Annotated in this window: 20 protein-coding genes; 15 read left to right on the top strand and 5 right to left on the bottom strand. The window is 68.6% G+C overall.

From position 1 onward, the window contains the following. Positions 1-40 precede the first annotated feature (40 nt). The 8 genes from WG924_RS11380 (at position 41) to WG924_RS11345 (ending at position 11,271) form a co-directional block, all read left to right on the top strand. Entirely contained in the window at positions 41-664 is a 624-nt protein-coding gene (locus WG924_RS11380) for a (2Fe-2S)-binding protein (protein WP_345933142.1), read from the top strand. Beyond that, positions 645-1,718, top strand: coding sequence for an FAD binding domain-containing protein (locus WG924_RS11375; RefSeq protein ID WP_372044705.1), 1,074 nt, complete (start codon positions 645-647; stop codon positions 1,716-1,718). Before WG924_RS11380 ends, WG924_RS11375 begins: the two co-directional genes overlap by 20 nt. After that, positions 1,715-4,057, top strand: coding sequence for a xanthine dehydrogenase family protein molybdopterin-binding subunit (locus WG924_RS11370; RefSeq protein ID WP_345933140.1), 2,343 nt, complete (start codon positions 1,715-1,717; stop codon positions 4,055-4,057). The genes WG924_RS11375 and WG924_RS11370 overlap by 4 nt, the downstream gene beginning before the upstream one ends. A 28-nt stretch (positions 4,058-4,085) precedes the next feature. Next, positions 4,086-5,234, top strand: a complete 1,149-nt coding sequence (locus WG924_RS11365; RefSeq protein WP_345933139.1) for a zinc-dependent alcohol dehydrogenase — start codon at positions 4,086-4,088, stop codon at positions 5,232-5,234. Between the two features lie 6 nt (positions 5,235-5,240). Further along, entirely contained in the window at positions 5,241-6,416 is a 1,176-nt protein-coding gene (locus WG924_RS11360; protein ID WP_345933138.1) for a mechanosensitive ion channel family protein, read from the top strand. 69 nt (positions 6,417-6,485) lie between these two features. Next, positions 6,486-9,335 (top strand): xanthine dehydrogenase family protein molybdopterin-binding subunit, encoded by a 2,850-nt coding sequence (locus WG924_RS11355; protein WP_345933137.1) that lies wholly within the window; start codon positions 6,486-6,488, stop codon positions 9,333-9,335. Continuing rightward, complete coding sequence (locus WG924_RS11350) at positions 9,332-9,946, top strand: (2Fe-2S)-binding protein (RefSeq protein ID WP_345933136.1); 615 nt, start codon at positions 9,332-9,334, stop codon at positions 9,944-9,946. The genes WG924_RS11355 and WG924_RS11350 overlap by 4 nt, the downstream gene beginning before the upstream one ends. Beyond that, positions 9,943-11,271, top strand: a complete 1,329-nt coding sequence (locus tag WG924_RS11345) for a c-type cytochrome (RefSeq protein WP_345933135.1) — start codon at positions 9,943-9,945, stop codon at positions 11,269-11,271. Before WG924_RS11350 ends, WG924_RS11345 begins: the two co-directional genes overlap by 4 nt. A gap of 90 nt (positions 11,272-11,361) precedes the next feature. Here WG924_RS11345 and WG924_RS11340 read toward each other — a convergent pair whose 3' ends face one another. The 3 genes from WG924_RS11340 to WG924_RS11330 form a co-directional block, all read right to left on the bottom strand. Next, the gene (locus tag WG924_RS11340; RefSeq protein ID WP_345933134.1) at positions 11,362-12,252 is read right to left on the bottom strand and encodes a LysR family transcriptional regulator; all 891 of its coding nucleotides are present in this window, start codon (positions 12,250-12,252) and stop codon (positions 11,362-11,364) included. Positions 12,253-12,362: 110 nt separating this feature from the next. Then, the gene (locus WG924_RS11335) at positions 12,363-14,465 is read right to left on the bottom strand and encodes a 2Fe-2S iron-sulfur cluster-binding protein (RefSeq protein ID WP_345933133.1); all 2,103 of its coding nucleotides are present in this window, start codon (positions 14,463-14,465) and stop codon (positions 12,363-12,365) included. Positions 14,466-14,523: 58 nt separating this feature from the next. After that, entirely contained in the window at positions 14,524-15,135 is a 612-nt protein-coding gene (locus WG924_RS11330; protein ID WP_345933132.1) for a glutathione S-transferase family protein, read from the bottom strand. Positions 15,136-15,436: 301 nt separating this feature from the next. Between WG924_RS11330 and WG924_RS11325 the strand changes: the two genes are divergently transcribed. Beyond that, entirely contained in the window at positions 15,437-15,583 is a 147-nt protein-coding gene (locus WG924_RS11325) for a hypothetical protein (RefSeq protein WP_345933131.1), read from the top strand. Positions 15,584-15,756: 173 nt separating this feature from the next. After that, positions 15,757-15,903 (top strand): hypothetical protein, encoded by a 147-nt coding sequence (locus WG924_RS11320; RefSeq protein ID WP_345933130.1) that lies wholly within the window; start codon positions 15,757-15,759, stop codon positions 15,901-15,903. A gap of 125 nt (positions 15,904-16,028) precedes the next feature. Here the strand turns inward: WG924_RS11320 and WG924_RS11315 are convergent, their stop codons facing one another. Together WG924_RS11315 and WG924_RS11310 are read right to left on the bottom strand one after the other, a co-directional pair. Then, positions 16,029-18,149 carry a catalase gene (locus WG924_RS11315; RefSeq protein WP_345933129.1) on the bottom strand — a complete coding sequence of 707 codons (2,121 nt, stop codon included), beginning with the start codon at positions 18,147-18,149 and terminating at the stop codon, positions 16,029-16,031. Positions 18,150-18,194: 45 nt separating this feature from the next. Then, positions 18,195-18,668 carry a CBS domain-containing protein gene (locus WG924_RS11310; RefSeq protein WP_188574885.1) on the bottom strand — a complete coding sequence of 158 codons (474 nt, stop codon included), beginning with the start codon at positions 18,666-18,668 and terminating at the stop codon, positions 18,195-18,197. Positions 18,669-18,895: 227 nt separating this feature from the next. Between WG924_RS11310 and WG924_RS11305 the strand changes: the two genes are divergently transcribed. From WG924_RS11305 to WG924_RS11285, 5 genes are all read left to right on the top strand, one after another. Beyond that, positions 18,896-19,645 carry a UdgX family uracil-DNA binding protein gene (locus tag WG924_RS11305; RefSeq protein WP_372044706.1) on the top strand — a complete coding sequence of 250 codons (750 nt, stop codon included), beginning with the start codon at positions 18,896-18,898 and terminating at the stop codon, positions 19,643-19,645. Continuing rightward, the gene (locus WG924_RS11300) at positions 19,642-20,298 is read left to right on the top strand and encodes an exopolysaccharide biosynthesis protein (RefSeq protein ID WP_345933127.1); all 657 of its coding nucleotides are present in this window, start codon (positions 19,642-19,644) and stop codon (positions 20,296-20,298) included. The genes WG924_RS11305 and WG924_RS11300 overlap by 4 nt, the downstream gene beginning before the upstream one ends. Positions 20,299-20,378: 80 nt before the next feature. After that, positions 20,379-22,310: a YbhB/YbcL family Raf kinase inhibitor-like protein gene (locus WG924_RS11295; RefSeq protein ID WP_345933126.1), complete on the top strand. Its 1,932-nt coding sequence runs from the start codon at positions 20,379-20,381 to the stop codon at positions 22,308-22,310. Further along, positions 22,297-23,280 (top strand): diacylglycerol/lipid kinase family protein, encoded by a 984-nt coding sequence (locus WG924_RS11290; protein ID WP_345933125.1) that lies wholly within the window; start codon positions 22,297-22,299, stop codon positions 23,278-23,280. The genes WG924_RS11295 and WG924_RS11290 overlap by 14 nt, the downstream gene beginning before the upstream one ends. After that, complete coding sequence (locus WG924_RS11285) at positions 23,277-24,167, top strand: inositol monophosphatase family protein (RefSeq protein WP_345933124.1); 891 nt, start codon at positions 23,277-23,279, stop codon at positions 24,165-24,167. Before WG924_RS11290 ends, WG924_RS11285 begins: the two co-directional genes overlap by 4 nt. Positions 24,168-24,280 lie beyond the last annotated feature (113 nt).

Below are 24,280 nucleotides of genomic sequence, written 5' to 3'. Positions count from 1 at the left end.
CACCCTGCCGCCCTGAGCCGCCGCCACAGGAGCCCCCCCAATGGATGCCCCGACAGATATCCGCCTGGACAGGATGCACGCCCCCCACAGGATCGCCGTCTCTCTGACCGTGAACGGCCAGGACTGGACCCTGAGCCTGGACCCGCGCACCAGCCTGCTGGATGCGCTGCGCGATCATCTGGGGCTGACCGGCGCCAAGAAGGGCTGCGACCACGGCCAATGCGGCGCCTGCACCCTGCTGGTCGACGGCCGGCGGGTGCTGGGCTGCCTGACCCTGGCCGCCCGGATGGGCGGCCGGTCGGTGACCAGTATCGAGGGCTTGGCCGGCGCCGGGGCAGACGGCGACGCGCCGCTGCACCCGATGCAGCAGGCCTTCATCGACCACGACGCCTTCCAGTGCGGCTATTGCACGCCGGGGCAGATCCTGTCAGCGATCGCCTGTGTCGAGGAAGGCCATGCCGATCGCGGCGACGACGCCATCCGCGACTATATGAGCGGCAATCTGTGCCGCTGTGCCGCCTATCCCAACATTCTGGCGGCGGTGCGCGACGGCGGTGCGCGGATGCGCGCGGCCGGCGCCGGACGCGACATCGCCGCCGACGACGCCGTGGATGGCGCCGCCCCGCAGCCGGTGGAGATGGATGATGCAGCCGTTCCAGCTTGAACCCGCGACGACCGGCCGCGACCCGGATGCAGGGCCGCCCATGACGCCGACCGGGGCCGACCAAGGCCAGTTCATCGCCGGCGGCACCAATCTGGTCGATCTGATGCATCTGGGCGTGGCGACACCCGCCCGGCTGCTGGATCTGGACGCGGCGGAGGATGCGGCCGACGATCCCGCGCAGGCCCGGCGCGGCATCACCCGGCCCCGGCCCGACATGCTGCGGCTGGGGGCGCTGACCCGCATGGCCGATGCCGCCGCCGATCCGCTGCTGCGCCGGCACCTGCCGATGCTGGCCCAGACCCTGGAACTGGCCGCCAGCCCGCAGATCCGCAACATGGCGAGCCTGGGCGGCAATATCCTGCAACGCACCCGCTGCATGTATTTCCGCGACACCTCGTGGCCGTGCAACAAGCGCGCGCCCGGCAGCGGCTGTGCGGCGATCGACGGCTGCAGCCGGCAAGCGGCGATCCTGGGCACCAGCCGCCATTGTATCGCCAGCTATCCCGGCGATTTCGCGCAAGGGCTGGTGGCGATGGATGCGGTGCTCGACATCCTGGGGGCAGACGGCCGCAGGCGACCATTGCCGATCGCCGATCTGCACCTGTTGCCGGGCGACCGGCCGGACGTCGAGACCACGCTGGCGCCCGGCGAGATGATCACCGCGATCGAGGTACCGGCGCCGGCCTGGGCGGCACGGTCGGTGTTCGTGAAACTGCGCGACCGGGCATCCTTTGCCTTCGCGCTGGTGTCGGTGGCCTGTGCGCTGGACCTGGACGCCACCGGCCATGTCCGCGAGGCGCGGCTGGCCCTGGGCGGGGTCGCGACCGTGCCCTGGCGGCTGCCGGCGTCGGAGGCGCTGCTGAAGGGCGAGGTGCTGACCGAAGACGCCGCCAATGCCGCGGCAGTCGACGCGTTCACCGGCGCGGCGCTGCGCCCCGACAACGCCTTCAAACGCGATCTGGGCATCGCCGCCATCACCCGCGCCCTGCTGGCGGCCCGCGATCTGCCGCCTGCCATCACGCCGCCCGCCACCAGCGATGAGGCACAGCCATGAGCCCGCGCGACCCCACCGACACCCCCGATCCGGCAGCCGGCGGCCAGCCCCGCCCGCCAGCACCGCGATCGATCGGCACCCCGGCGCCGCGCGTCGATGGACGCGCCAAGGTGACCGGCGGCGCCGTCTATCCCGCCGACACGCCGATTGCCGGGCTGGCCCATGCGATGCTGGTGACCGCCGGCATCGCCCGTGGCCGGCTGCTGCGGCTGGACACCACCGCCGCGACGGCGCTTGACGGCGTGATCGGCGTGCTGACCCATGACGACGTGGCCGGCCGGATGGAAACGCCCCGCTTCGGGGTCGCCGCATCGTCGATGGCGCCGCTGCACGACCGGATGATCCGGCATGACGGCCAGATCATCGCGGTGGTGGTGGCCGAAACGCCCGAGATCGCCGTGGAGGCGGCGGCCTTGCTGCGGCCCGACTATGAGACCGAGGAACCCGCAACCGGTTTCGACAGCCCCGGCGCCGAAACCGTGGCGGCCAAAGATGCCGCCGGCCGCCGCGATCCGGCGATGGGCGATGTCGAGGCCGCTTTCGCCACGGCGGCGCGGGTGCTGGAGGCCGATTACGAAACCCCGACCCAGCACCACAATGCGATCGAGCTGTTCTCGACCACCGCGGTCTGGGATGGCGATCATCTGACGGTCCATGACCCGTCGCAGAACGTGAACGGCTGGCGCCACGAGCTGGCCCGGCAATTGCGCATCGACCCGGGCCGCGTGCGGGTGGTGTCCACCTTCGTGGGCGGCGCCTTCGGCGGCAAGGGGCCGATGACCGGCCGCACGGCGCTGATCGCCTTTGCCGCCCGTCATGTCGGCCGGCCGCTGCGCTGCGTGGCGACCCGCGCGCAGGGCTTCACCACCACCACCTATCGCGCGGAAACCCGCCAGACGATCCGCATGGCGGTGGATGGCGAGGCGCGGATCACCGGCTTCGTCCATAACGGCGCCGAGGTCACCTCACGCGCCGATCCGTATCTGGTCGGCGGCAATTCGGTGACCGGCCGCCTGTATGGTTATGGCAGTGTCGCCACCCGGCTGGATCTGGTGCGGGCCGACCGGGCAACGCCGGGCTATATGCGATCGCCGCCCGAGACGCCCTATCTGTTCGCGCTGGAAAGCGCCATGGACGAGATGGCCGAGGCGCTGTCGATGGACCCGATCGATTTCCGGCGCCGCAACGACACCCTGATCGATCCGCTGACCAACCGGGCCTATAGCAGCCGCATGCTGATGCCCTGCTATGACGCCGCCGCCCTGGCCTTCGGCTGGGCCGATCGCGATCCGCGCCCCGGATCGATGCAGGATGGCGACTGGCTGGTGGGCATGGGCTGCGCCAGTGCCGTGTATCCGGCCAACATCGCCGCCGCCACCGCGCGGGTGCGGCTGCTGGCATCGGGCGCGGTGCTGGTGGATACCGCCAGCCACGAGATCGGCACCGGTCTGCGCACGGTGGCCAGCCAGATGGCCGCGGAATGCCTGGGCGCGCCGCTGGATGCCGTGACCATCCAGGTCGGCGACAGCGACCTGCCGCCGGCCCCCGTCTCAGGCGGATCCAATTCCACCGCCAGCGTGTGTTCGGCGATCGCGCGCGCCTGCGACGCGGTGCGCGCCGATCTGTTCGCCCGGCTGACCGCCCCCGGCGCCGGCCCCTTCGCCGGCATGGATGCGGCCACCCTGGACCTGACGGACGGCCGCGTCACCGCCGATGGCCCGTCGATGAGCCTGCACGACGCCATGGCCGCGGCCGGCATCGCCGCCATCGACCATCTGGGCGAATTCGTGCCCGACGGCATGACGCCCGACGCCGTCGACAAACTGCGCCAGGGCGGCACGCCGATGCGCGGCGGCGGTTCGGGCGACATGGCCCGCTATGCCATGGGTGCCGTGTTCGCGGAAATCCGCATCCACCGCCGCACCCTGGATATCCGGGTGCCGCGGATGGTGGGCGCCTTTGCCGCCGGGCGGATCATGAACCCGCTGACCGCCCGCAGCCAGTTGCAGGGCGGGATGATCTGGGGCCTGTCGGCGGCGCTGATGGAGGAGACGGTTCTGGACCGGCGGGCCGCCCGGATCGTGAACCGCGATCTGGAAAATTATCTGATGCCGGTCAATGCCGATATCGGCGCGGTCGACGTCATCCTGATGCCCGAACACGACACCGCCGGCAACCCGTCGGGCATCAAAGGCCTGGGCGAGCTTGGCAATGTCGGCATGACCGCCGCGATCGCCAATGCCGTTCATCATGCGACCGGGCGACGCCAGCGACGGCTGCCGATCCGGCCGGACCGGCTGTTCGTCGCCACCGCGCCCGACCGCCCGGACGCCACCTGATACACCGACAGACCGAGGATATCCCATCATGAAAGCCGTTGTGTTCCACGATATCGGCGACATCCGGCTGGACGAGGTCGCCGAGCCGTCCTTGCGCGGCCCGACCGACGCGATCGTGCGCATCACCACCAGCGCGATCTGCGGCACCGATCTGCATATGGTGCGCGGCACCATGCCGGGGATGAAGCCCGGCACGATCCTGGGCCATGAGGGGATCGGCATCGTCGAGGAACTGGGCGCCGACGTCCGCAACCTGAAAGTCGGCGACCGGGTGGTCATCCCGTCGACCATCGGCTGCGGCTGGTGCGCCTATTGCCGCTCGGGCTATCTGGCGCAATGCGACACGGCCAACCCCAACGGGCCGCAGGCCGGCACCGCCTTCTTCGGCGGACCGGAACAGACCGGACCGTTCGACGGCTTGCAGGCGGAATATGCCCGCGTGCCCCATGCCAATGTCGGGCTGATGCGGCTGCCCGACGGGATCAGCGACGATCAGGCGATCATGCTGTCCGACATCTTCCCCACCGGCTATTTCGGTGCCGACATCGCCGAGATCACCGAGGGCGACACCGTGGCGGTGTTCGGCTGCGGGCCGGTGGGCCAGTTCGCGATCATCTCGGCCCGTCTGCTTGGGGCCGAACGGGTGATCGCGGTCGACCGCCTGCCCGACCGGCTGGAGGCGGCGCGCGCCCAGGGCGCCGAGATCGTGAATTTCGAAGAGGAAGACCCGGTCGAGGCGATCCGCGCCCTGACCGGCGGCATCGGCGCCGACCGGGTGATCGACGCGGTGGGCGTGGATGCCGCCGCACCCGGCAGTCCGCCCGGCGCCGACAGCGCCCAGGTGCTGGACTGGGCGATCCCGGCCATGGCCAAGGCCGGGACGCTGGCGATCATTGGCGTCTATCCACAGCAGATCCGCAGCTTCCCCATCGGCCAGGCGATGAACCGCAACGTCACCATCAACATGGGCAACTGCAACCACCGCCGCTATCTGCCGCGGCTGATCGACCTGGTGCAGAGCGGCGCGGTCGACCCGGCGAAGGTGCTGACCCGCCACCGGCCGATCCTGTCGGCGATCGACGCCTATCAGGCCTTCGACAGCCAGGGCGACGGCTGGCTGAAGGTGGCATTGACACCGGCCGCCAACGGTGCGGCCGGCCACGGCATCAAAGGCTGACGACCGGTGGACCGCCTGCAGACCCCTGAATGGCTGGCGGCGCTGGCGGCGTCGATGCCGGCCGGCACCGGCGCCCTGATGTTGCTGGTGGTGGCGATCGGGCTGGCCCTGATCGCCCACCGGCTGTTCTTCCGGGTTCTGCGGCTGGTGATCCCGCATACCGGCATCGGCCTGCGCACCGAGATGATCCGGCGCCTGAAGGGGCCTGTGCGGCTGGCGCTGATCCTGCTGGCGCTGCGCGCCGTGGCGCCGGAAGTGGCGCCCGAGGAAAGCCAGAGCGTGATCATCGCCCGGGTGCTGCAACTGGGCGTGATCGGGCTGATCGGCTGGATCGCGATCACCATCGTGCAGACCGTGGTCGACATCAACAAGCGCCGCTATCGGATCGATGTCGCCGACAACCTGCTGGCCCGCAAGCACCGCACCCAGTTGATGCTGCTGCAACGGGTGGTCATCGGCCTGATCGTGGTGCTGACCATCGCCGCCATGCTGATGACCTTTCCGTCGGTGCGTCAGTTCGGTGTCAGCCTGTTCGCATCGGCCGGCGTTGCCGGCATCATCTTCGGTCTGGCGGCACAGCCGATCCTGTCGAACCTGATCGCCGGCATCCAGATCGCCATCACTCAGCCGATCCGGCTGGAAGACGCGGTGGTGGTGGAGAACGAATGGGGCTGGGTCGAGGAGATCACCTCGACCTATGTGGTGATCCGGCTGTGGGACTGGCGGCGGCTGGTGCTGCCGCTGTCGTATTTCATTCAGAAGCCGTTCCAGAACTGGACCCGCCACAGCGCCGCGATCATCGGATCGGTGGTCTGGCAGGTGGATTACAGCATGTCGTTTGACCGCATGCGCGCGAAACTGAACGCGTTTCTGGACGAGAGCAAATTATGGGACGGCAATGTCCGGGTGTTGCAGGTCATCGACACCACCGAGCGCACGGTGACCATCCGCGCGCTGATGAGCGCCGGCACCTCGCCCACCGCCTGGGATCTGCGCTGCGAGATCCGCGAGAAGATGCTGGTCTGGATGCAGCAGGAATGCCCGGAAGCCATGCCACGCCTGCGCAGCGACCTGTATCCGCGTGGCCGCGCCAATGGTGAGGAACCGGGCGGCACCCCGCCGCCGGAGGGTCAGGAGCCCCTGACCCAGGCGGCGCTGGACCGGCTGAACCGACGACAATGATGCCGCAGACCACTCCACGCGCCCCGCCATGACACAGCACATACCGACGACAGGGAGCCCCCGCCCCTTATGCCCCGCACCCCATACCGATCGCCCCAGCGGCCCGCCGACATCTCGCGCCGGTCGTTTCTGAAGGCCGCCGCCGCCGCCGGTGTCACCGCGGCCGTCATTCCGCTGCACCAGGCACTTGGCGCCATGGCCGATGCCAGGGTCGCCCAGCCGCCGCACTGGCTGGACGAGGCCGGCCGCATCCGGTTCCGTCGCGACGGCATCACCAAGGTGACCGGCGACAAGGTGTTCGCCATCGACATCCGCGCCCGCGACATGCCGGGCTGGCCGGACGAACAGGCCCATGGCTTCCTGATCCGCGCGACCCGCGCCGACCGGGTTTTCGAGGATATCGACCTGGCGATGCTGCCGGACGATCTGGCGCCCGACCGGATCGTGCGCGACGCCGACCTGAAGGCCGATGGCGTCGCCATGCCGGAGCGCGACTTCTATGGCGATCTGCTGCTGGCGCGCGGTGATACGCCGGTTTTTCTGGGCCATCCGGTGGCGCTGCTGATCTATCACGATTATGCCCGCTTCCGGGCGGCGAAACGACTGGTGCAGTTCGACCACCGCGCCGTGCGCTATGGCCGCGACACCGGCATTCGGCAGCGCGACCCTTATGGCCGCGCGCGCTATGTCCGGGTCGGCGGCGCCACGCCTTACGACGAGGACCGGTTCTCGGCCCTGAAGAACACCATGCTGATGCCGGCGGTGCAGAACCGGGGCGAGGCGTGGCCCGACCGGAACCAGAGCGGCGGCCCGCCCGAACAGGCGATGTACTGGGCGGGCGAGATCGCCCGCGACCTCGACGCGCCACAAGATGGTCATCTGGTCATCCGGCGGCGGTTTTCCTCGCAATATGTCGATCCGGCGGCGATGGAAACCGATAACGGCAACGCCTGGTACGATCCGGCGAGCGGCCGGCTGCATGTGGTGACCGGCACCCAGTCGCCCTATACCAATGCCGATCACATCATGACCATGGTCAAAGGCAGCCGCTTCGCGCTGAACGGGCTGACCTTCCATCCCGGCTATACGGTGGGCTATGGCCAGAAGGAACATCATTCCTTCCCCTATTACGTGGCGATGGCGGCGCTTTACGGCGATGGCCGGCCAGTGCGGATGGCGCTGGACCGGTGGGAGCATTTCCAGAGCGCGATCAAGCGCCATCCCTTCACCATCGACACCACGCTGGCGGTCGACCGCGACACCGGCCGGTTTCTGGCCCTGCGCAGCGCCTTGACCGGCGATGGCGGCGGGCGGGCCAATTTCAGCGCCTCGGTGGGTCAGGTGGCGGCGACGGCGCTGCAATCGATCTATTACCTGCCCAGAAGCGATCTGGCGGTGCGGATGGAGGCATCGCGCGCCCCCACCGCCGGGTCGATGCGCGGCTATGGCACCCTGCAATCGATGGCCACGACCGAGATGCTGGTCGACGAGGTGGCCGAGGCATTGGGGATCGACGCGATCGAGCTGCGCCGGCGCAATGTGCTGCGCGCCGGCATGAAGAACACGCAGGGCGCCATCCCCGCCGGATCGATCCGCGCCCATGAATTGCTGGACCGCGCCGCCCGCCATCCGCTGTGGACCGGCCGCGCCAACCGCAAGCGCCAATATGAGGCCGACCACCCCGGCTATCGCTATGGCGTCGGCTTCGCCTGCGTGCACAAGGATTACGGCACCGGCGCCGAGGCCGCGATCGCCCAGGTCGAGGTGAGCCCGGAAGGCCGCATCCTGTTGCGCCATGTCTGTACCGAAATCGGCAACGGCGCCACCTCGTCGCAGATGCTGGTGGTGGCCGACTGGCTGGGCCGACCGGCCGATGATGCCGATTTCGCGGTGATCGACTGGCCGAACCTGAAGCTGACCTCGAATGACGAACCATACAGCATGACCCAGGACGACCAGGACCAGCGGGCGCGCGATCCCCACTGGGTGCCCCGGATCACCTCGCCGCGCAGTGCCTCGAACTCGGCCTATTATCTGTCGCATGCGACGCGTGAGGCGGCACGGGTGCTGTTCGAACGCGGGCTGTGGCCGGCGGCGCTGTCGATCTGGGGCGAGGGCATCGGCGGCGGTCAGGCGGCCCCCCTGGCGGTGGATCGCCGCCACGCGGTCTGGCAGGGCGGGATGCTGCGGGCGCTGTCGCTGGAACCGCTGTCGCTCGACCGGCTGGCCGCGCGCGCCCATGCCATGGGGCTGGTGACCGGCACGGTGGTGCACACCTTCAATCGCTGGGCCTGGACAGAGGCCGAATTCGATCTGGACGGCGCGGTGGTGCGCTGGCCGATCGATGCCCTGGCGCTGCGCTGGGGCGAGGGCGCGCCGGCCGACCGCCGGGCCTTGATGACCGATGCCGGCTATGCCTTTCAGCCACGCCGGCGGGTGTTCTATCCGCCGGTGCAGCGCAACAACGCCGCCGTGGTCTATTACGCGCCGGTGGCGACGCTGGTGGAACTGGCGGTGAATGGCGGATCGGGCGAGGTGACCCTGCTGTCGCATCATTCCTGGATGGAATGCGGCAACATGATCGTGCCCGAGCTGGTCTCGGGCCAGTTGCAGGGCGGCATCGCCATGGGCATCGGCCATGCGCTGTATGAAGACCTGCCGCTCTATGAGGACGGCCCCGGCAACGGCACCTGGAATTTCAACCGCTATCGCCTGCCGCGCGCGGCCGATGTGGCGGTGTGGCGCCAGACCGGCGAGGTGATCCCGCCGCTGTCGCCATCCGACCCGCCCAAAGGCATCGCCGAGGTGACGATGATCCCGGTGGTGGCCGCGATCGCCAATGGCGTCGCGCACGCGATCGGCCACCGGTTCCGCGACCTGCCGGTCACCGCCGACAAGATCCGCGAGGTGCTGTCATGACCATCGCCACCACAGCCGTCAGCCTGACCGTGAACGGCCGCCCGGTGGGGCCGGTGGAGGTGCCACAGGATCTGATGATGCTGGAATTCCTGCAGGAATATCTGAACCTGACCGGCACCCGCTATGGCTGCGGCCAAGGCGTGTGCCGGGCCTGCACCATCATCATCGATCATCCCGACGGCCGCTCGGAGGCGGTGGCAAGCTGCATCACCGGTGCCGCCTATCTGAACGGCGCCCGCATCCGCACCATCGAGGGCCACGCCACCCGCGACGATGCCGGCACGGTGACCGCGTTGTCGGCGATCCAGCAGGCCTATCTTGAGCATTTCTCGTTCCAGTGCAGCTATTGCACGCCCGGTTTCGTGAACGGCGCCACGGTGCTGGTCGAGCGGCTGGCCCGCGAACCGGTGAACCGGGCGGATGTGGAACAGGTGGTGCTGGACGGCATGAACCGGCATATCTGCCGCTGCACCGGCTATGTCCGCTATCTCACCGCCGTCAAGGACGTGATCCTGTCGACGCCGGGCCTGACGGTCGATGGCCCGGCCCGGCCCAGTGGCGGCCAGGGGCGTGGCGGCCAGGGGCGTGACAGCCAGGGGGATGGGCCATGAAACGCTGGCTTGGCATCACACTGGCCGCCGGCGCGGTGATCGTCGTCGCGGGCGGGGTGGCGGTATTCGCGCTGACGGGCCCCGGCCCGATCCCCGTGGCGACCGTCGATTTCGACCGGCTGGACGATGACAGCCGCGCCGAGCTGGTGGCGCGCGGCCGCTATGTCGCCCGCGCCGCCGACTGCGCCGCCTGCCACACATCCGAGGATGATCTGGCCTATGCCGGCGGGCTGCCGATGGAAACCCCGTTCGGAACCATCTATGGCAGCAACATCACGCCATCGGCCGATCACGGCATCGGCGGCTGGTCGGCCGACGACCTGTATCGCAGTCTGGCCTATGGCATCATGCCCGACGGCACCCGGCTGTACCCGGCCATGCCCTATACCTCGTATCATGCCATGACCCGCGCCGATGTCGACGCGCTGTGGCTGTATCTGATGAGCCGGCCTGCGGTTGAAAAGCCCGACCGGCCGGCCGAGATGATGTTCCCGTTCAACATCCGCCCGGCGATCGCCCTGTGGAACATGGTGTTCCGGCCCCACGACGAAGACGATCCCGACGGCGAGGACGATGTCGCCCCCGGAACCGGCAATGCGGCGGGCGCCCCCCAGGACTGGCGGCGCGGCCGCTATCTGGTCGAGGTGCTGGGCCATTGCGGCGAATGCCACACCCCGCGCACCATCGCCTATGCGAAGGACGACGACCGCCATCTGAAGGGCGAGGTGATCGAGGGCGCGCTTGCCCCCGATATCAGCGCCGACGGCCTGGCCGCGCGCGGCTGGACCCGGCCGGATCTGGAAGCCTTCCTGTCAACCGGTCTGGCCCCGCAGGGCACCATGACCTTCCGGATGTATCCGGTGCTGAACCATTCCACCCGCTTCCTGACCGATGCCGACATCGCCGCCATGGCCGGCTATCTGATCGATGACGCGACCGGGGCCGGGGCCGAGGGCGGCGGCCCGGCAGCCCCGACGCGGGATGCCGGGCCACCACCGGACGGCGACGACGGCCGCCGGCTGTATGTGGGCCTCTGCGCCGGCTGCCACGGCACCGACGGCGAGGGCCGCCCCCATGCCTCGGTGCCGCTGAACACCAACACCACCCTGATGCTCGACGACCCGATCAATCTGGTGAAGATCATCCGCGACGGCGTGCCGGCCCGCCGGCTGGCCAATCAGGAACGGCTTCAGGAAATGCCGCCCTTCGGCGACCGGTTGAGCGACGACGAGATGGCAACGCTGGTCAATGACCTCCGCACCCGCTGGGGCGGCCGCCCCGGCGACGTGACCGCGGCGGATGTGGCGGAGATCGACGGGCGATAGCTGTGACGATCTGGATCGAAATCGGCCGGCCGTCGGACCGACACCGCTTTTGGGCCGTCGCACCGAATGGCGCCGGCGCCTGTCCCGTTCTCAGTTGAGAAGCCGGTTCTCACGAAGCCGCGCCACCGCCAGATCGACGAAAGCCCTCACCTTGGCGGGTGCATGGCGGCCCTCCGGATAAAGCACGTGGATCGGTAGTGGCGGCTCCTCATGGTCGGCGAGCACGATCTGAAGCCGGCCTTCGAGCAAGGCCGGACCGATCTGATAGTGAAGGATCCTTGTCAGGGCCGAACCAGCCACAGCCGTCGCGATCGCGGCATCGTTGGTGTTGCATTGCAGCCAGCTATGGATCGTCACCCGCTGGTCGCGCGCGAATCTCCACTCGGGCGACGTCCACGCGCTCGTCGAGGCCACGATGCGATGGTCCTTGAGGTCGGCCGGAGAGGACGGAACGCCATGCTCTTCGAAATAGGCCGGTGCTCCGCAAACCACACGCCGCACGGAGCCGACCCGGGTTGCGGAAAATCCCGAATCCGGAAGGCGGCCGATACGGATGGCCACGTCGATGCCCTCATCGACAATGTTCACCAGTCGATCGACGAAAAGGAGTCGACCCGACAGGGTGGGATGGGCCTTGAGATAGTCGTGCACGATCGGGAGCACGTACATCTGCCCGAACAACGCCGAGGCTGTGATGGCCAGCGTTCCAGAGGGCGTCGCATAGGAGCCTGCCGCGGCGGCCTCCGCCTCGGCAATGTCCGACAGGATCCGGCGGCAGTCATCCAGGTAGCGACTGCCCGGCTCCGTCAGCTTCACGGAACGGGTCGTGCGAACGAACAGGCGCGCTCCGATCAGGTCTTCGAGTGCGGCGACCGCGCGCGTCACCGCCGGCGCGCTCATGTGCAGGTGGCGCGCGGACTCCGTGAAACTCTCCGTCTCCGCCACCTTTACGAAGATCCGCATGGCTTGCCAGCGATCCATGGTCTTGCCTCGCCCGTTTCGCGGCTGTCGAGGGACAGTGCAGCACCATCCGGACCGGCACAAGACCCTTGGATCAGGATCACCACGCCATCGACGGCGCGAAACATGCGTCAGAGGGCGAGCTGGATCCGATCGTCGTCATCCGACTCCGGCTCGGCCGGCACGGCGCAGCAGATCAGGACTTCGTCGGCGGCGACACGGGCGGTCGGCTCCCGGATGTACGTGACGGCACCCTTGAGCAGCCTGGTCCGGCATGTTCCGCATGTCCCCTCGCGGCAGCCGAACGCCGGCTCCAGCCCGCGCGCTTCCGCGAGCTGGAGCAACGTGCCCGCCCCCGGCGCCCAGCGGGCCTCCTTCAACGAGCCCATGAAGACAACCGGCACCGCCCTGGTCGACGGCGGACGGCGAACAGGCGTGCCGGCACCAACATCCACAGCGCGTTTCAATGACGACGGCCCGAACGTCTCGGCGTAAATTCTCGTGTCGGCGATGCCATAGCGTCGCAGCCCGTCATACAGCGCCTGGGTGAAAGAGGGCGGGCCACAGAGATAGAAGTCATCGTCGTTGAACGGCAGAAAGCGCGTCAGCAGGGCCATGTCGATACGGCCGGCCGCATCATAGTCTATGGCCTCGTCGGCGCCGCCGGGATCGCTGAGCACCCTGATCCAGGTCACCGCCCCTTGTGCTGCATCCACAAGCGCGGCGATCTCCCGATCGAACGGCCGATCCACCTTCGAATGCGCGGCCTGGACGAGGATGACCGGCCGCATTCGCTGCCTGCGCAGCCCTTCGTAGACGACGTGACGCAGCATCGCGAGCAATGGTGTGATCCCGACACCCCCGGCCAGCAACACCGCGCGCCGCGCCACGTCAGCGTCGATGGTGAACTGCCCATCCGGCGCACGCGCCTCGATGCGGTCGCCCACGCCTATGGTGTCGTGAAGGTGACGCGACACCGCACCGTCGCGCTTGACGCTGATGCGGTACAGGCCATCGGACGGTGCTGCGGACAGCGTATAGGTCCGGATCGTGTGCCTGTCTGCGCCTGCAACGGTCACGCGGATCGGCAGATGCTGACCGGCGGCGTATGGAAGAAGGCCGGCCCCATCATCCGGCTGAAGATGAAAGGAGCGGATCGACGGGCTCTCGTCGACGATCCCGGTCACCTTGTAGGGCCGCCAGCGCGTCGAGAGTTCGGCCGCCTGCAGGCGAGCAGCCGCCTGATCCCAATCTCCGGTCATCAGAGAGCTGGGTGACCAGCCATCCTCTCGGAAGGACCAGCGAAGCGCCAGTGCGCCCAAACGGCGCACAATGCGGCGCGGCCGGAATTTCCATAGTCTCTCGGCGCCCTGGAACGCTGCGATCTCGGGTGACTCCAGAACCACCTCGGCATCGCCGGTTATCTGCAGCATGTCGCCGCTCGCATAATCGACGAAGACCAGCCCGGCCTTGCCGTTGAGAACGATGTTCCCGAGCGTCGCGAAGAAGAGATTACCGTTGAAATCGGGGATCGTGAGGCCGCCGTCCTCGGCAATGCGGACGAAACCCGCCTTGCCGCCGCGATGGGACACGTCGACCTGCCGACGCTCCGTGCGATCGGCATAGGTCGCGACAAAGAAGGTATCGGCCGCCGCGATCATGGCGCGCGCCGCGGAATCGAACTGCGCCAGGTCTTCCACGGCGCTCGCGTCTTCCGAGGCACCCGCGTCTTCCACGGCACCCGTATCCCCCTCGGCGGGATCCCTTGCAACCTCGACATCGCGACGCTGGATATAGCGAGGGCAGTTCCCGAAGCTCTGGTCGACGGCGACCCGAAGCCCGGCCGCGCCGACCGTGGCGATACCGTTCATGCGGTTGCGGCGGCGGGTGTGCATCTCGATCCCCAGGAGACCGATCGCATCACCGTCCATCATGCCTTTGCTCGCCGGGTCGCCGGGGTCGGGATGAGCGGCGATGTCGAGGGTGGTCGGCGTTGGCGATGACATGAAGCCTGACGCGCCGGTCAGGACCGTCGCCCACGCATCGCCGTCCGGGTCGACGCTGCCCAGCACGATGAAGGGGAGCTGCGCGTAAAATTCGCGGTGCTGGTCCGGCATGTGGTCGCGAACCACGCGCTCGCCGACGGCCGCCATGCGTTCGGCGACACCCACCCTTTCCTGAATGAACGTCTCACCTTCGTGCCACGTGGGCAGCGTCGCCAGGGTCGCGGTCATCGCTCATGTCCTGTCCGGCTCAAGGGTGCGGGCGCGTCAGACGCGCCCGCTTAAGGGGTCATGCCGCAAGGCCAACCGGTGTCCGGACGAAGGACACAAAGCCCGGCAGATCCTCGACCCGGCGAAGGAAGGCGTTGACCGAGGGATAATCCTGGAGGTCGACATTGCCTTCCGGTGCCCGCGCGACATAGCTGTAGATGGCGATATCCGCGACGGTCGGCCGTTCGCCCACCAGCCAGTCATGCTCGTCGAGCTGGCTTTCGAGCCGCTTCAGGAGGACGTGAGCGCGGGCGATGACCTCGTCGGCATTGTAGGTCGCCCCGAACACCGTGATGAGCCTGGCCGCCGCGGGACCATATGCCACCTCTCCGGCTGCGACGGAAAGCCACCGCTGAACGGCGGCAGCGCCGCCTGGATCTTCCGGCAGCCAATCGGCACGCCCCGCCTTCTTGGCGAGATAGACCAGGATCGCATTGGAATCCGCGACGATGACGCCCCCGTCATCGAGGAGGGGTACCTGCCCGAAGGGGTTGAGCTTCAGGAATTCCGGGGTCTTGTGTGCGCCGGCCTTAAGGTCGAGCTCGACCAGTTCATGGGGCAGGCCAAGAAGCGAGACGAACAGACGCGCGCGATGCGAATGGCCCGACAGGGGGTGGTGGTAGAGTTTCATTTCCAGGTCCTCCGATCCTCTGAACGGGCGCCTCCCGTTCCGCGTCGCCAGACTGCTGCATTGCCGGCGCGACGAGAATGATCGAGCTGGACACTTCATCATTGCGCCCGGTGAAATAATGGTCGGAAGCTGCCGGCCGCGCCTCCTGTCAATGGGCAGGGACCGCCTCTCGGCCAGCTCCACAGGACGGCAGCCTTGAGGGCAGAGGCGGATCGCCGGATGAATTGACAACGCGGGCGCCATCAGGTTACGGTCCGCCCTCATAAATCGCGACACCGCGCCAGCCAGAGGGGACGAGCCAATGACCACCATCCGCACTTCCGATCAGCCGCAGACCAACCCGGCCCGCAAGCTCTGGCAGACCCCGGTTCTGAGCTGCGACGACATGCGCGATGCCGAGGCCCTGTCGGACCTGTTGTCGATGCCGAAATTCCTGATCGCGTCCTGAATCGACAGCACGCGCAGGCAGTCATGTGAAACGCCCGGCACCTGACGTCAGATGCCGGGCGTTCCGTCGTCTGATGATGGCGGATCGCCAGATGAATTGACAATGCGGACGCCATCAGGTTACGGTCCGCCCTCATAAGTCGCGACACCGCACCAGCCAGAGGGGACGAGCCAATGACCACCATCCGCACTTCCGATCAGCCGCGGACCAACCCGGCCCGCAAGCTCTGGCAGGCGCCGGTTCTGACCTGCGACGACATGCGCGATGCCGAGGCCCTGTCGGACCTGTTCTCGATGCCGAAATTCCTGGTTGTGTCCTGAACCGGCGGCACGCGCAGGCAGTCATGTGAAACGCCCGGCACCTGAAATCGGGTACCGGGCGTTCTGTCGTCTGACAGGGGATGGACAGCCGGGCGTCACACCGGCCTGCCTCACACGGGTCTGCCTCAGACGGGCTTGATCGACTGTTCGCGCGGCCAGAAGCGCAGCTTGCGGCAGGTGGCGATGAAATCGTCGGCATCGGCCGCGGCAGAGAGCGCGACGATGCCGTCGTCGCGTTTCGCCTTGTCGACACCCGCCGCATCCAGCAGGCCGTCGGCCGCCGGCGCATAGGCCAGGAATTTGCGGTGCGCGAAGGCGTCGCCGATGAAATCCAGCACCGACGGATCGCGCGCCAGGCTCTTCACCATATCGGCGCCGATCAGCACCGCCACCGCGTCATACAGCACCGACGGCCCGCCATCGGTTTTCTGTTTCGCCGGCACCAGAGTGCCGTCGTCCAGGGTGGCGCCGCCGATTTCGGGGGCGACCACCTCGACCATCGCGCCCTCGGCCCCGGCGGCCCTGGTCAGGGCGTTGAACAGCGTGGCATCGGCACCGTCGGCCAGCAGCACGCCCAGCTTGCGGCCCTTGAAGCTGCCCGGGCCGTTCAGGATGATGCTCAAGGCCGGCGAGGGCTGCAGGTCCATGCGGGTCGGCTTCGCGGCCGGCGCCGGATCGGGCATCGATTGAAGGCCCAGCCCCTTGGCCACCCGTTCGGCCAGATCCTCGTGCACATTCAGCAGATGCGCCACCATCCGCACCCGGATATCGGCCCGCTCCACCTTGCTCAGCTCGAAGGCCAGCGCCGAGGCCATATGGGTCTGTTCCTCAGGCGTCTGGCTGATGAAGAACTGCCGCGCCTGGCTGTAATGATCGGCGAAGCTCTCAGGGCGGATGCGCAGCTTGGTGGGCTCGGTCTCGGCGACCGGCAGGCTTGAGAAGCCGGAATTCGGGGTCTCGCGCGGCCCCTCACCCCAGGAATTCGGCTGATAATTGGCCCGGCCTTTGTTGACCGCCATCCGCATATGGCCGTCCTGCTGGAAATTATGCATCGGACAGCGCGGCCGGTTGACCGGAATCTCGGTGAAATTGGGGCTGCCGAGCCGCTTCAACTGGGTATCGAGATACGAGAAGTTGCGTCCCTGAAGCAGCGGATCATTGGTGAAGTCGATGCCGGGCACGATGTTCTGGGTGCAGAACGCCACCTGCTCGGTCTCGGCAAAGAAGTTGTCGACCACGCGGTCGAGCACCAGCCGCCCGACCCGGCGCACCGGCACCACCTCTTCCGGAATGATCTTGGTCGCGTCCAGCACGTCGAAATCGAAGGCTTCGGCAAAGCTTTCGTCGAAAAGCTGCATGCCAAGCTCCCATTCCGGGAAGTCGCCCGACTGGATCGCGTCCCACAGATCGCGGCGATGGAAATCGGGATCGGCGCCGCTGATCTTCAGCGCCTCGTTCCACACCACCGACTGCATGCCCAGCTTCGGCTTCCAGTGGAACTTGACGAAGGTGGATTTGCCATCGGCATTCACCAGCCGGAAGGTGTGAACGCCGAAGCCTTCCATGAACCGGAACGAGCGCGGTATAGCCCGGTCCGACATGATCCACATGATCATGTGCAGGCTTTCCGGGGTCAGCGAGATGAAGTCCCAGAAATTGTCATGGGCGGTCTGAGCCTGCGGGAAGCCGCGATCCGGTTCCTGTTTGGCGGCGTGGATCAGATCGGGAAACTTGATCGCGTCCTGGATGAAGAACACCGGGATGTTGTTGCCGACCAGATCCCAGTTGCCGGCCTGGGTATACAGCTTGACCGCGAAGCCGCGCACGTCGCGCGCCAGATCGGACGAGCCCTTGTTGCCGGCGACGGTGGAAAACCGCACGAAGGCCTCGGTGCGCCGGCCGGCTTCCTGGAACGGATCGGCCATGGTGATGTCGGCCAGAGACGAATACGCCTCGAAGAAGCCATGGGCACCCATGCCGCGCGCATGCACCACCCGCTCAGGGATGCGCTCATGATCGAAATGGAAGATCTTGTCGCGCAGATGCACGTCTTCCAGCAGGGTCGGCCCGCGCGGCCCGACCTTCAGCGACGACTGATCGTCGGCCACCGGCATCCCCTGGCTGGTGGTCAGCGCGGGGGTATCCGCGCCGGCCGTCTGGTGCAGCTCGCCACCCGGTCCGCGTTCCAATGTCTGATCATGGATTGTCACGGTCTTGCGGGCCTGGGGGTCGGTGGTGCTGGGCATGGGTCTGGTCTCCGGAGGATTGAAACATGAGAAGAGAGGCGCCGGTCAGCGACCGCCACCGCCATTGCCGGCGGAGCCATGGCCGGGGCCGCGCTGGTTATGGGCACCGCCCGGCACCACCACACCCGACATCGCGGTGCCGGTGCTGTCGGGGGAATAGGCCAGTGCCGTATCGGCCAGCGAGAGCACGCCGACCAGACGCTTGTCGCGGTTCATCACCGGGATGCGACGCAACTGGATGTCGCCCATGTTCTGAACGACATGCTCCACATCCTCGTCCTCGAAGCAGTATTTGACGTCGGGGGTCATGACGTCGCGGACCGTGGCGCTGCCGTCCCGGCCATCGGCCAGCCCGCGCACCACCAGGTCACGATCGGTCACTGCCCCGACCAGCCGGTCGTCGTCGCCGACCGGCATATAGCCGATGTCCTGCTCCGCCATCCGGCGCGCCACCTCGCGCAGTGTCTCGTCGGGGCGCGCCATCTCGACATTGCGGTTCATGATCTTCTGGACCTGCATGACTCTTGATCTCCGTCTCGACGGGCGGGCCGGGCGTTTCGCATGCCGCGCCGACGCCGTGCTTCGGATGCGTGCTCCGTGGGTACGTGCTCTGTGGGTACGTGCTCTGTGGGTACGTGCTCTGTGCAACCGCTTGCGGGCGCCATGGTTCCGTCCGGATCGCCGCGCGTCGCAACGGCTGGAACCGCAGCACGCGCCGGGCGTTCAGCCATCGATGGACACGACCGATACCGACGGAGCCCGCGACGATGTGCCCTGCCGACCGCCATGCCGACTGGCCCGACGACCCGCCGGTACAGCCGGTCGCCTCGCTTGCCGCCGCACGGCGGCTGGCCGCCGGGTGCCGGCGGTGCGACCTGTGGCGCGGCGCCAGCCGCACGGTGTTCGGCGAAGGCGCCGACGGCCAAGCCGCACCGCCGGCCGACCGCAGCCCGCATCTGATGCTGGTCGGCGAACAGCCGGGGGATAAGGAGGATCTGGCCGGCCATCCGTTCGTGGGACCGGCGGGGCGGATTCTGGATCAGGCGCTGGAGGCGGCGGGTATCGACCGCGCCCGGATCTACCTGACCAATGCCGTGAAGCACTTCAAGAACGAGCCGCGCGGCAAGCGCCGGCTGCACCGCCGGCCCGATGCCGGCGAGATCGACCGCTGCCGCTGGTGGCTGGATCTGGAACGGCAATTCGTGCGCCCCCGGGTGATCGTGGCGCTGGGCGCCAGCGCCGCGCGTGCGGTGTTGGGCCGCGCGGTCACCATCTCGCGCAGCCGGGGCCGGTTCTGGCCGCTGGACGCCCGCGAGGTCGCGCCCGCGACCGAGGTGCCCGCGACCATTGCCCTGGTCACCGTGCACCCCTCGTTCATTCTGCGACAGCGCGACCGCCCGGGGCGTGACCGCGCCTGGCGTCAACTGGTCGAAGATCTTTCAACCGCCCGCGAGGGCCCCGCGGCCCCGCACACCGCCAATGGATCGGAGCCATGACGGACCAGACCCGGAGCCACGAGCCGCGCAACCAGACCGCCGCCGGACGCGGCCGCGAGGACAACGACCGGCAGGATCCCGGCAGCCTGAACGACATGCTCGACCGGCTGTGCGAGGCCGGCGAGGATGGCGGCAAGGTCTCGGTCGGCGACATCTGGAAGACCATCGGCCAGCGATCCTTCGGGCCGCTGCTGCTGGTCTGCGGGCTGGTCGTGATCACGCCGATCGGCGGCATTCCCAGCGTGCCGACGATTTTCGGCGTCATCGTCTGCCTGATCGCCGGCCAGTTGCTGCTGGGCATGTCGCATTTCTGGCTGCCCGGTTTCATCCTGCGCATCCGCACCGACAAATCCCGGCTGACCAAAAGCGTCGCATGGTCGCGCCCGGTGGCACGGGTGGTGGACCGCATCCTGAAGCCGCGCCTGACCCGGCTGACCACGACCCCCGCCAACCGGGTGATCGCGGCCGTGTGTGTGGCGCTGGGCGCCATCATGCCGCCTTTGGAAATCGTGCCGATGGGCGCCGCCGTGCCGTCGGCCGCGATCACCATCTTCGGTCTGGCGCTGATCGCCCATGACGGGCTGCTGGCGGCGATCGCCTTCGTGGTCAGCCTGGGCGGCTTCTGGCTGGTGGTCAGCCAGTTGCTGATCTGAGCGGATCTTGCGCCGCCGGGGATCAATCCGGCGCATCGCCGGTTGCATCCTGATCACGCTCTGCAAGGCGAGAGGATGCCATGATCTGTGCCCGTCCCCGATATCCGAAGCGATGGCCGGCGCCCGGCGGCGCGGCCATCGGTCTGGCGCTGGCGCTTCTGCTGGCGGCAGCGGCCCCGGCAGCGTCGGCCCCCGCCCCCGGCGCCGACAGCGCCGGTTCATCGGCCGCCCCCGATGCCACCCGCGGCGCGACACCCGGTGCGGTGCGCATCACCGGATCGGTGGTCGAGCCTGCGGCCATCCCCCTGCCCCCCTCGGACCAGGATCTGGCCGGCCGGCTGTCGGTGCCCGAGGGCTTCGAGGTCGAGGTCTATGCCCGCGACCTGATCAACCCGCGCATGCTGGCCTATTCGCCCGATGGCGTGCTGCCCGATAACGTTCTGTATGTCACCCGGCGCCAGCTTGGCGACGTGGTGATGCTGCGGCAGGGCGATGACGGCGCCACCCGGGCGCCGGTCACCGTCGCCAGCCGGCCGGGGCTGCACGGCATCGCCTTCGACGGCAACCGGGTGTATCTGGCGACGGTGCGCGATGTCTATGTCGCCGACGTGCTGGCCGATGGCAGCTTCGGGCGGCTGGAGCGGATCATCGACGACCTGCCCGATGGCGGCCAGCATGCCAACCGCAGCCTGGCGGTCGGCCCCGACGGCATGCTGTATATCTCGGTCGGGTCCAGTTGCAATGCCTGCGACGAGACCAACCCCGAACACGCCACCATCCTGCGTGCCACGCCCGATGGCCGGTCGCGGACGATTTTCGCCTCGGGCCTGCGCAACACCATCGGCTTCGACTGGCAGCCGGGCACCGGCGCGCTCTATGGCCTGGATCACGGCATCGACTGGCTGGGCGATGACGGCCAGATGGAGGAGGTGAACCGCATCGAGCAGGGCCGCCGCTATGGCTGGCCGCATGTGGTGGATTTCAACAACCCCACCCCGCGCGCCGATCCGCCGCAGGGGATGAGCATCGACGACTGGATCCGGCTGTCGACCCCGGCGGTCGCCGGCTATACCGCCCATGCGGCGCCGATGCAGATGGCCTTCCATGATGGCCACGGCATGCCCGCCGACGTGGCCGGCGACGCCTTCGCCGCCATGCGCGGATCGTGGAACCGCCAGCCACCCAGCGGCTATGAGGTGGTGCGCATCGATTTCGACAACGGCAAACTGCGCGGCATCACGCCGTTTCTGACCGGCTTCCTGGTCAGTGGCCAGGATGGCGGTCATGGCATGCTGGGACGCCCCACCGGGATCGCCATCGCCCCCGATGGCGCGATCATGGTGGCCGACGACACCCAGGGCGTGATCTATCGGATCAGCGCCGAGGGTAAGGATGGCGCGCCGACGGCCCCGCCGCGGACGCCCGTGCCGCAGAAGCCCGTGCCGCAGAAACTGGCACCACAGAATCCAGCGATGGCCGAACCGGTGATGGCGCTGGATCATCTGGCGCCGGATGGCGCCGCCGAACTGGCCCTGACCGCCGGGTTCAGCGATGGCGGCACCATCCCCGACACCAACCGCGCCCGGGGCGACGATGCCTCGCCGGCACTGACCTGGGAGGGCGCGCCTGAAAGCGCGCGGTCCTTCGCGGTGATCATGGAAGACGCGGCCGCGACCGACCCGGCCGCGCCCAGCGGTCAGGTGCCCTTCGTGCACTGGATCATTCATGACATCCCGGCCGACCTGTCGGCGCTGCGCGAGGGCCTGCCGACCCATCCGCGATTGCAGGACCCCGAAGGCGCCCGCCAGGGCACCAACAGCCGGGGCTCGATCGGCTATACCGGGCCGCGGCCGCCCGCCGGCGACAGGCCTCACCCCTATCAGATCACGGTGCTGGCGCTGGATGTGGAGCGCCTGGACGTGCCGCCGATGGCCGGCCGTCAGGCGGTGCTGGATGCAATGACCTCTCATGTCGTGGCCGCCGGCCGGATGGTCGGTCATGCAGCACCCTGACGCGGCGATGCAACCGGTGGTGCGGGTATTTCACAACCCCACCGCCGGCGGTGGCGACTGGCCAGCCGCGCGGCTGATGGCGGTTCTGGCGGCAGAGGGCATCCAGGCCGCCGGGTGGCAGTCGACCAAGGCCGATGGTCTGGACGACGCCGTGGCCGCGACCACCGGGCCGCTGATCGTCGCCGGCGGTGACGGCACCGTCGCCAAGGTGCTGGCGCGCCTGCCCGACCGGCGGCTGCCGGTAGCGATCCTGCCCACCGGCAGCGCCAACAACATCGCCGGCGCGCTGGGTGCCCGGATGCCGGCCACGCCGGGCGATCTGCGCCGATGGCTGCTGGCCGGCGACACCCGCCCGTTTCATGCCGGACGGGTGCGCCTGGGGTCCAATCCGCCGATCCCCTATTTTGAAAGCATCGGCGCCGGCGCCACGATCACCGCGATGGAGATGCAGCCGCCCCGCCCGCTGCACGGCATCGCCAAGGTCACCTTCGGCCGGGCGGCGCTGGCCCAGGCTCTGGCGCGTGCCCCGTCATTGTCCTGCGACATCGCCGTCGATGGCATACACAGGCATGCTCAGGCGATCGCCCTTGAACTGCCCTGCCTGCCCTGGACCGGTCCGTGGCTGTGGCTGGGCCCCGAGATCCGGCCCGACGACCGCCGTGCCGTCGCGGCCCTGATCGGCCCGGCGGATCGCGACGCGGCGGTCGCCTGGCTGGCGGCGCCAGAGACGCCCGATCGGGAAGCGATGGCGGCACCGCCCTTGTCCCCCTGGATCGGTGATATGATCATGGTCGCGGGGCTGCATGGCCCGCTGCGCATCGACGACGACCGCCTGACCGACGATGCGGCCGGTGCCAGACTGGTCGTCGACCGCGACCCGCAACCGTTCCGGATCGTCACCGACCCGTCGCACCGGCCGGTGCGCGGCCGGCTGCCCGACCAACCCCCAACCGCCAGAGGCAGTCAATGACCGAGCGACCACTGGCCATGACCGACCGCCCACTGGCCACGACCGGGCAATCACTGGACACATCCCTTCTGCGCGACATCGAGATGCTGGCGGTGGAGCTGGCGGAACAGGCCGGCGCGGCGATCACCTCGCGGCTCGGCTCGCTGCTGTCGGTGCGCTACAAGACCGGCGCCGAGACCGAGGCGACCCTGCGCAATCCGGTGTCGGAGGTCGACGAACAGGTGGAAGGCGTGATCCGCGAGCGCCTGGCCGCGCGGTTCCCCGAGCATGGCGTGATCGGCGAAGAGATGGCCGACAGCCACGACACCGATCTCGACATGATCTGGGCCGTCGATCCGGTCGACGGCACCAGCAATTTCATCAATGGCTTTCCGCTGTTCGCGGCATCGATCGGCGTGCTGCATCGCGGCCGGCCGGTGGTGGCGGCGGTGTGGTGCGCCACCAGCCATGCGCTGCGATCGGGCGTGTATCATGCCCGCCTGGGCGGCGGGCTGCATTTCGACCGCCAGCCCCTGGCGCGGGCGTCGAACCCCATGGTCCATCGCCGGCTGGCCGGCGTGCCGCAATTCCGCGGCGGCCGCCATCCATACGACCTGCGCAAGACCGGGTCGGCCGCCATCGAATGCGCCTTCGTGGCGGCGGGGCTGCTGGAAGCCGCCAGCTTCAACAGCCCCAATATCTGGGATGTTGCCGGCGGCATTCTGCTGGTCCAGGAATCCGGCGGTCAGGTTCTGACGCGCGGGCGCGGCAAGCGATGGCAGCCCTTCGAGGGCTTCGTCGCCACACCCTTGCGCGACTGGCGGGGCGGGCTGATCCTGGGATCGGCCGATGGCGCCGGCTGGATGGCCGGCAACCCCGGCGTGGCGGGCCAGGACGAGCCGGCCTGAGCCCCCCATCCTGCCGTCGCCTGCGCTGGCACCACCCGCCCTCGTACCGCCCACCCTGTCCCATAAAAACCCGCCCGGAGCACGGATCCGGGCGGGTTCTGTCTGCCGTGCGG

This window comes from Tistrella arctica (assembly GCF_039630945.1).
Classification (GTDB): Bacteria; Pseudomonadota; Alphaproteobacteria; order Tistrellales; family Tistrellaceae; genus Tistrella; species Tistrella bauzanensis.
The sequence above is the reverse complement of the archived record's forward strand: the minus strand, read 5'-3'. Positions and strand labels throughout refer to the sequence as shown.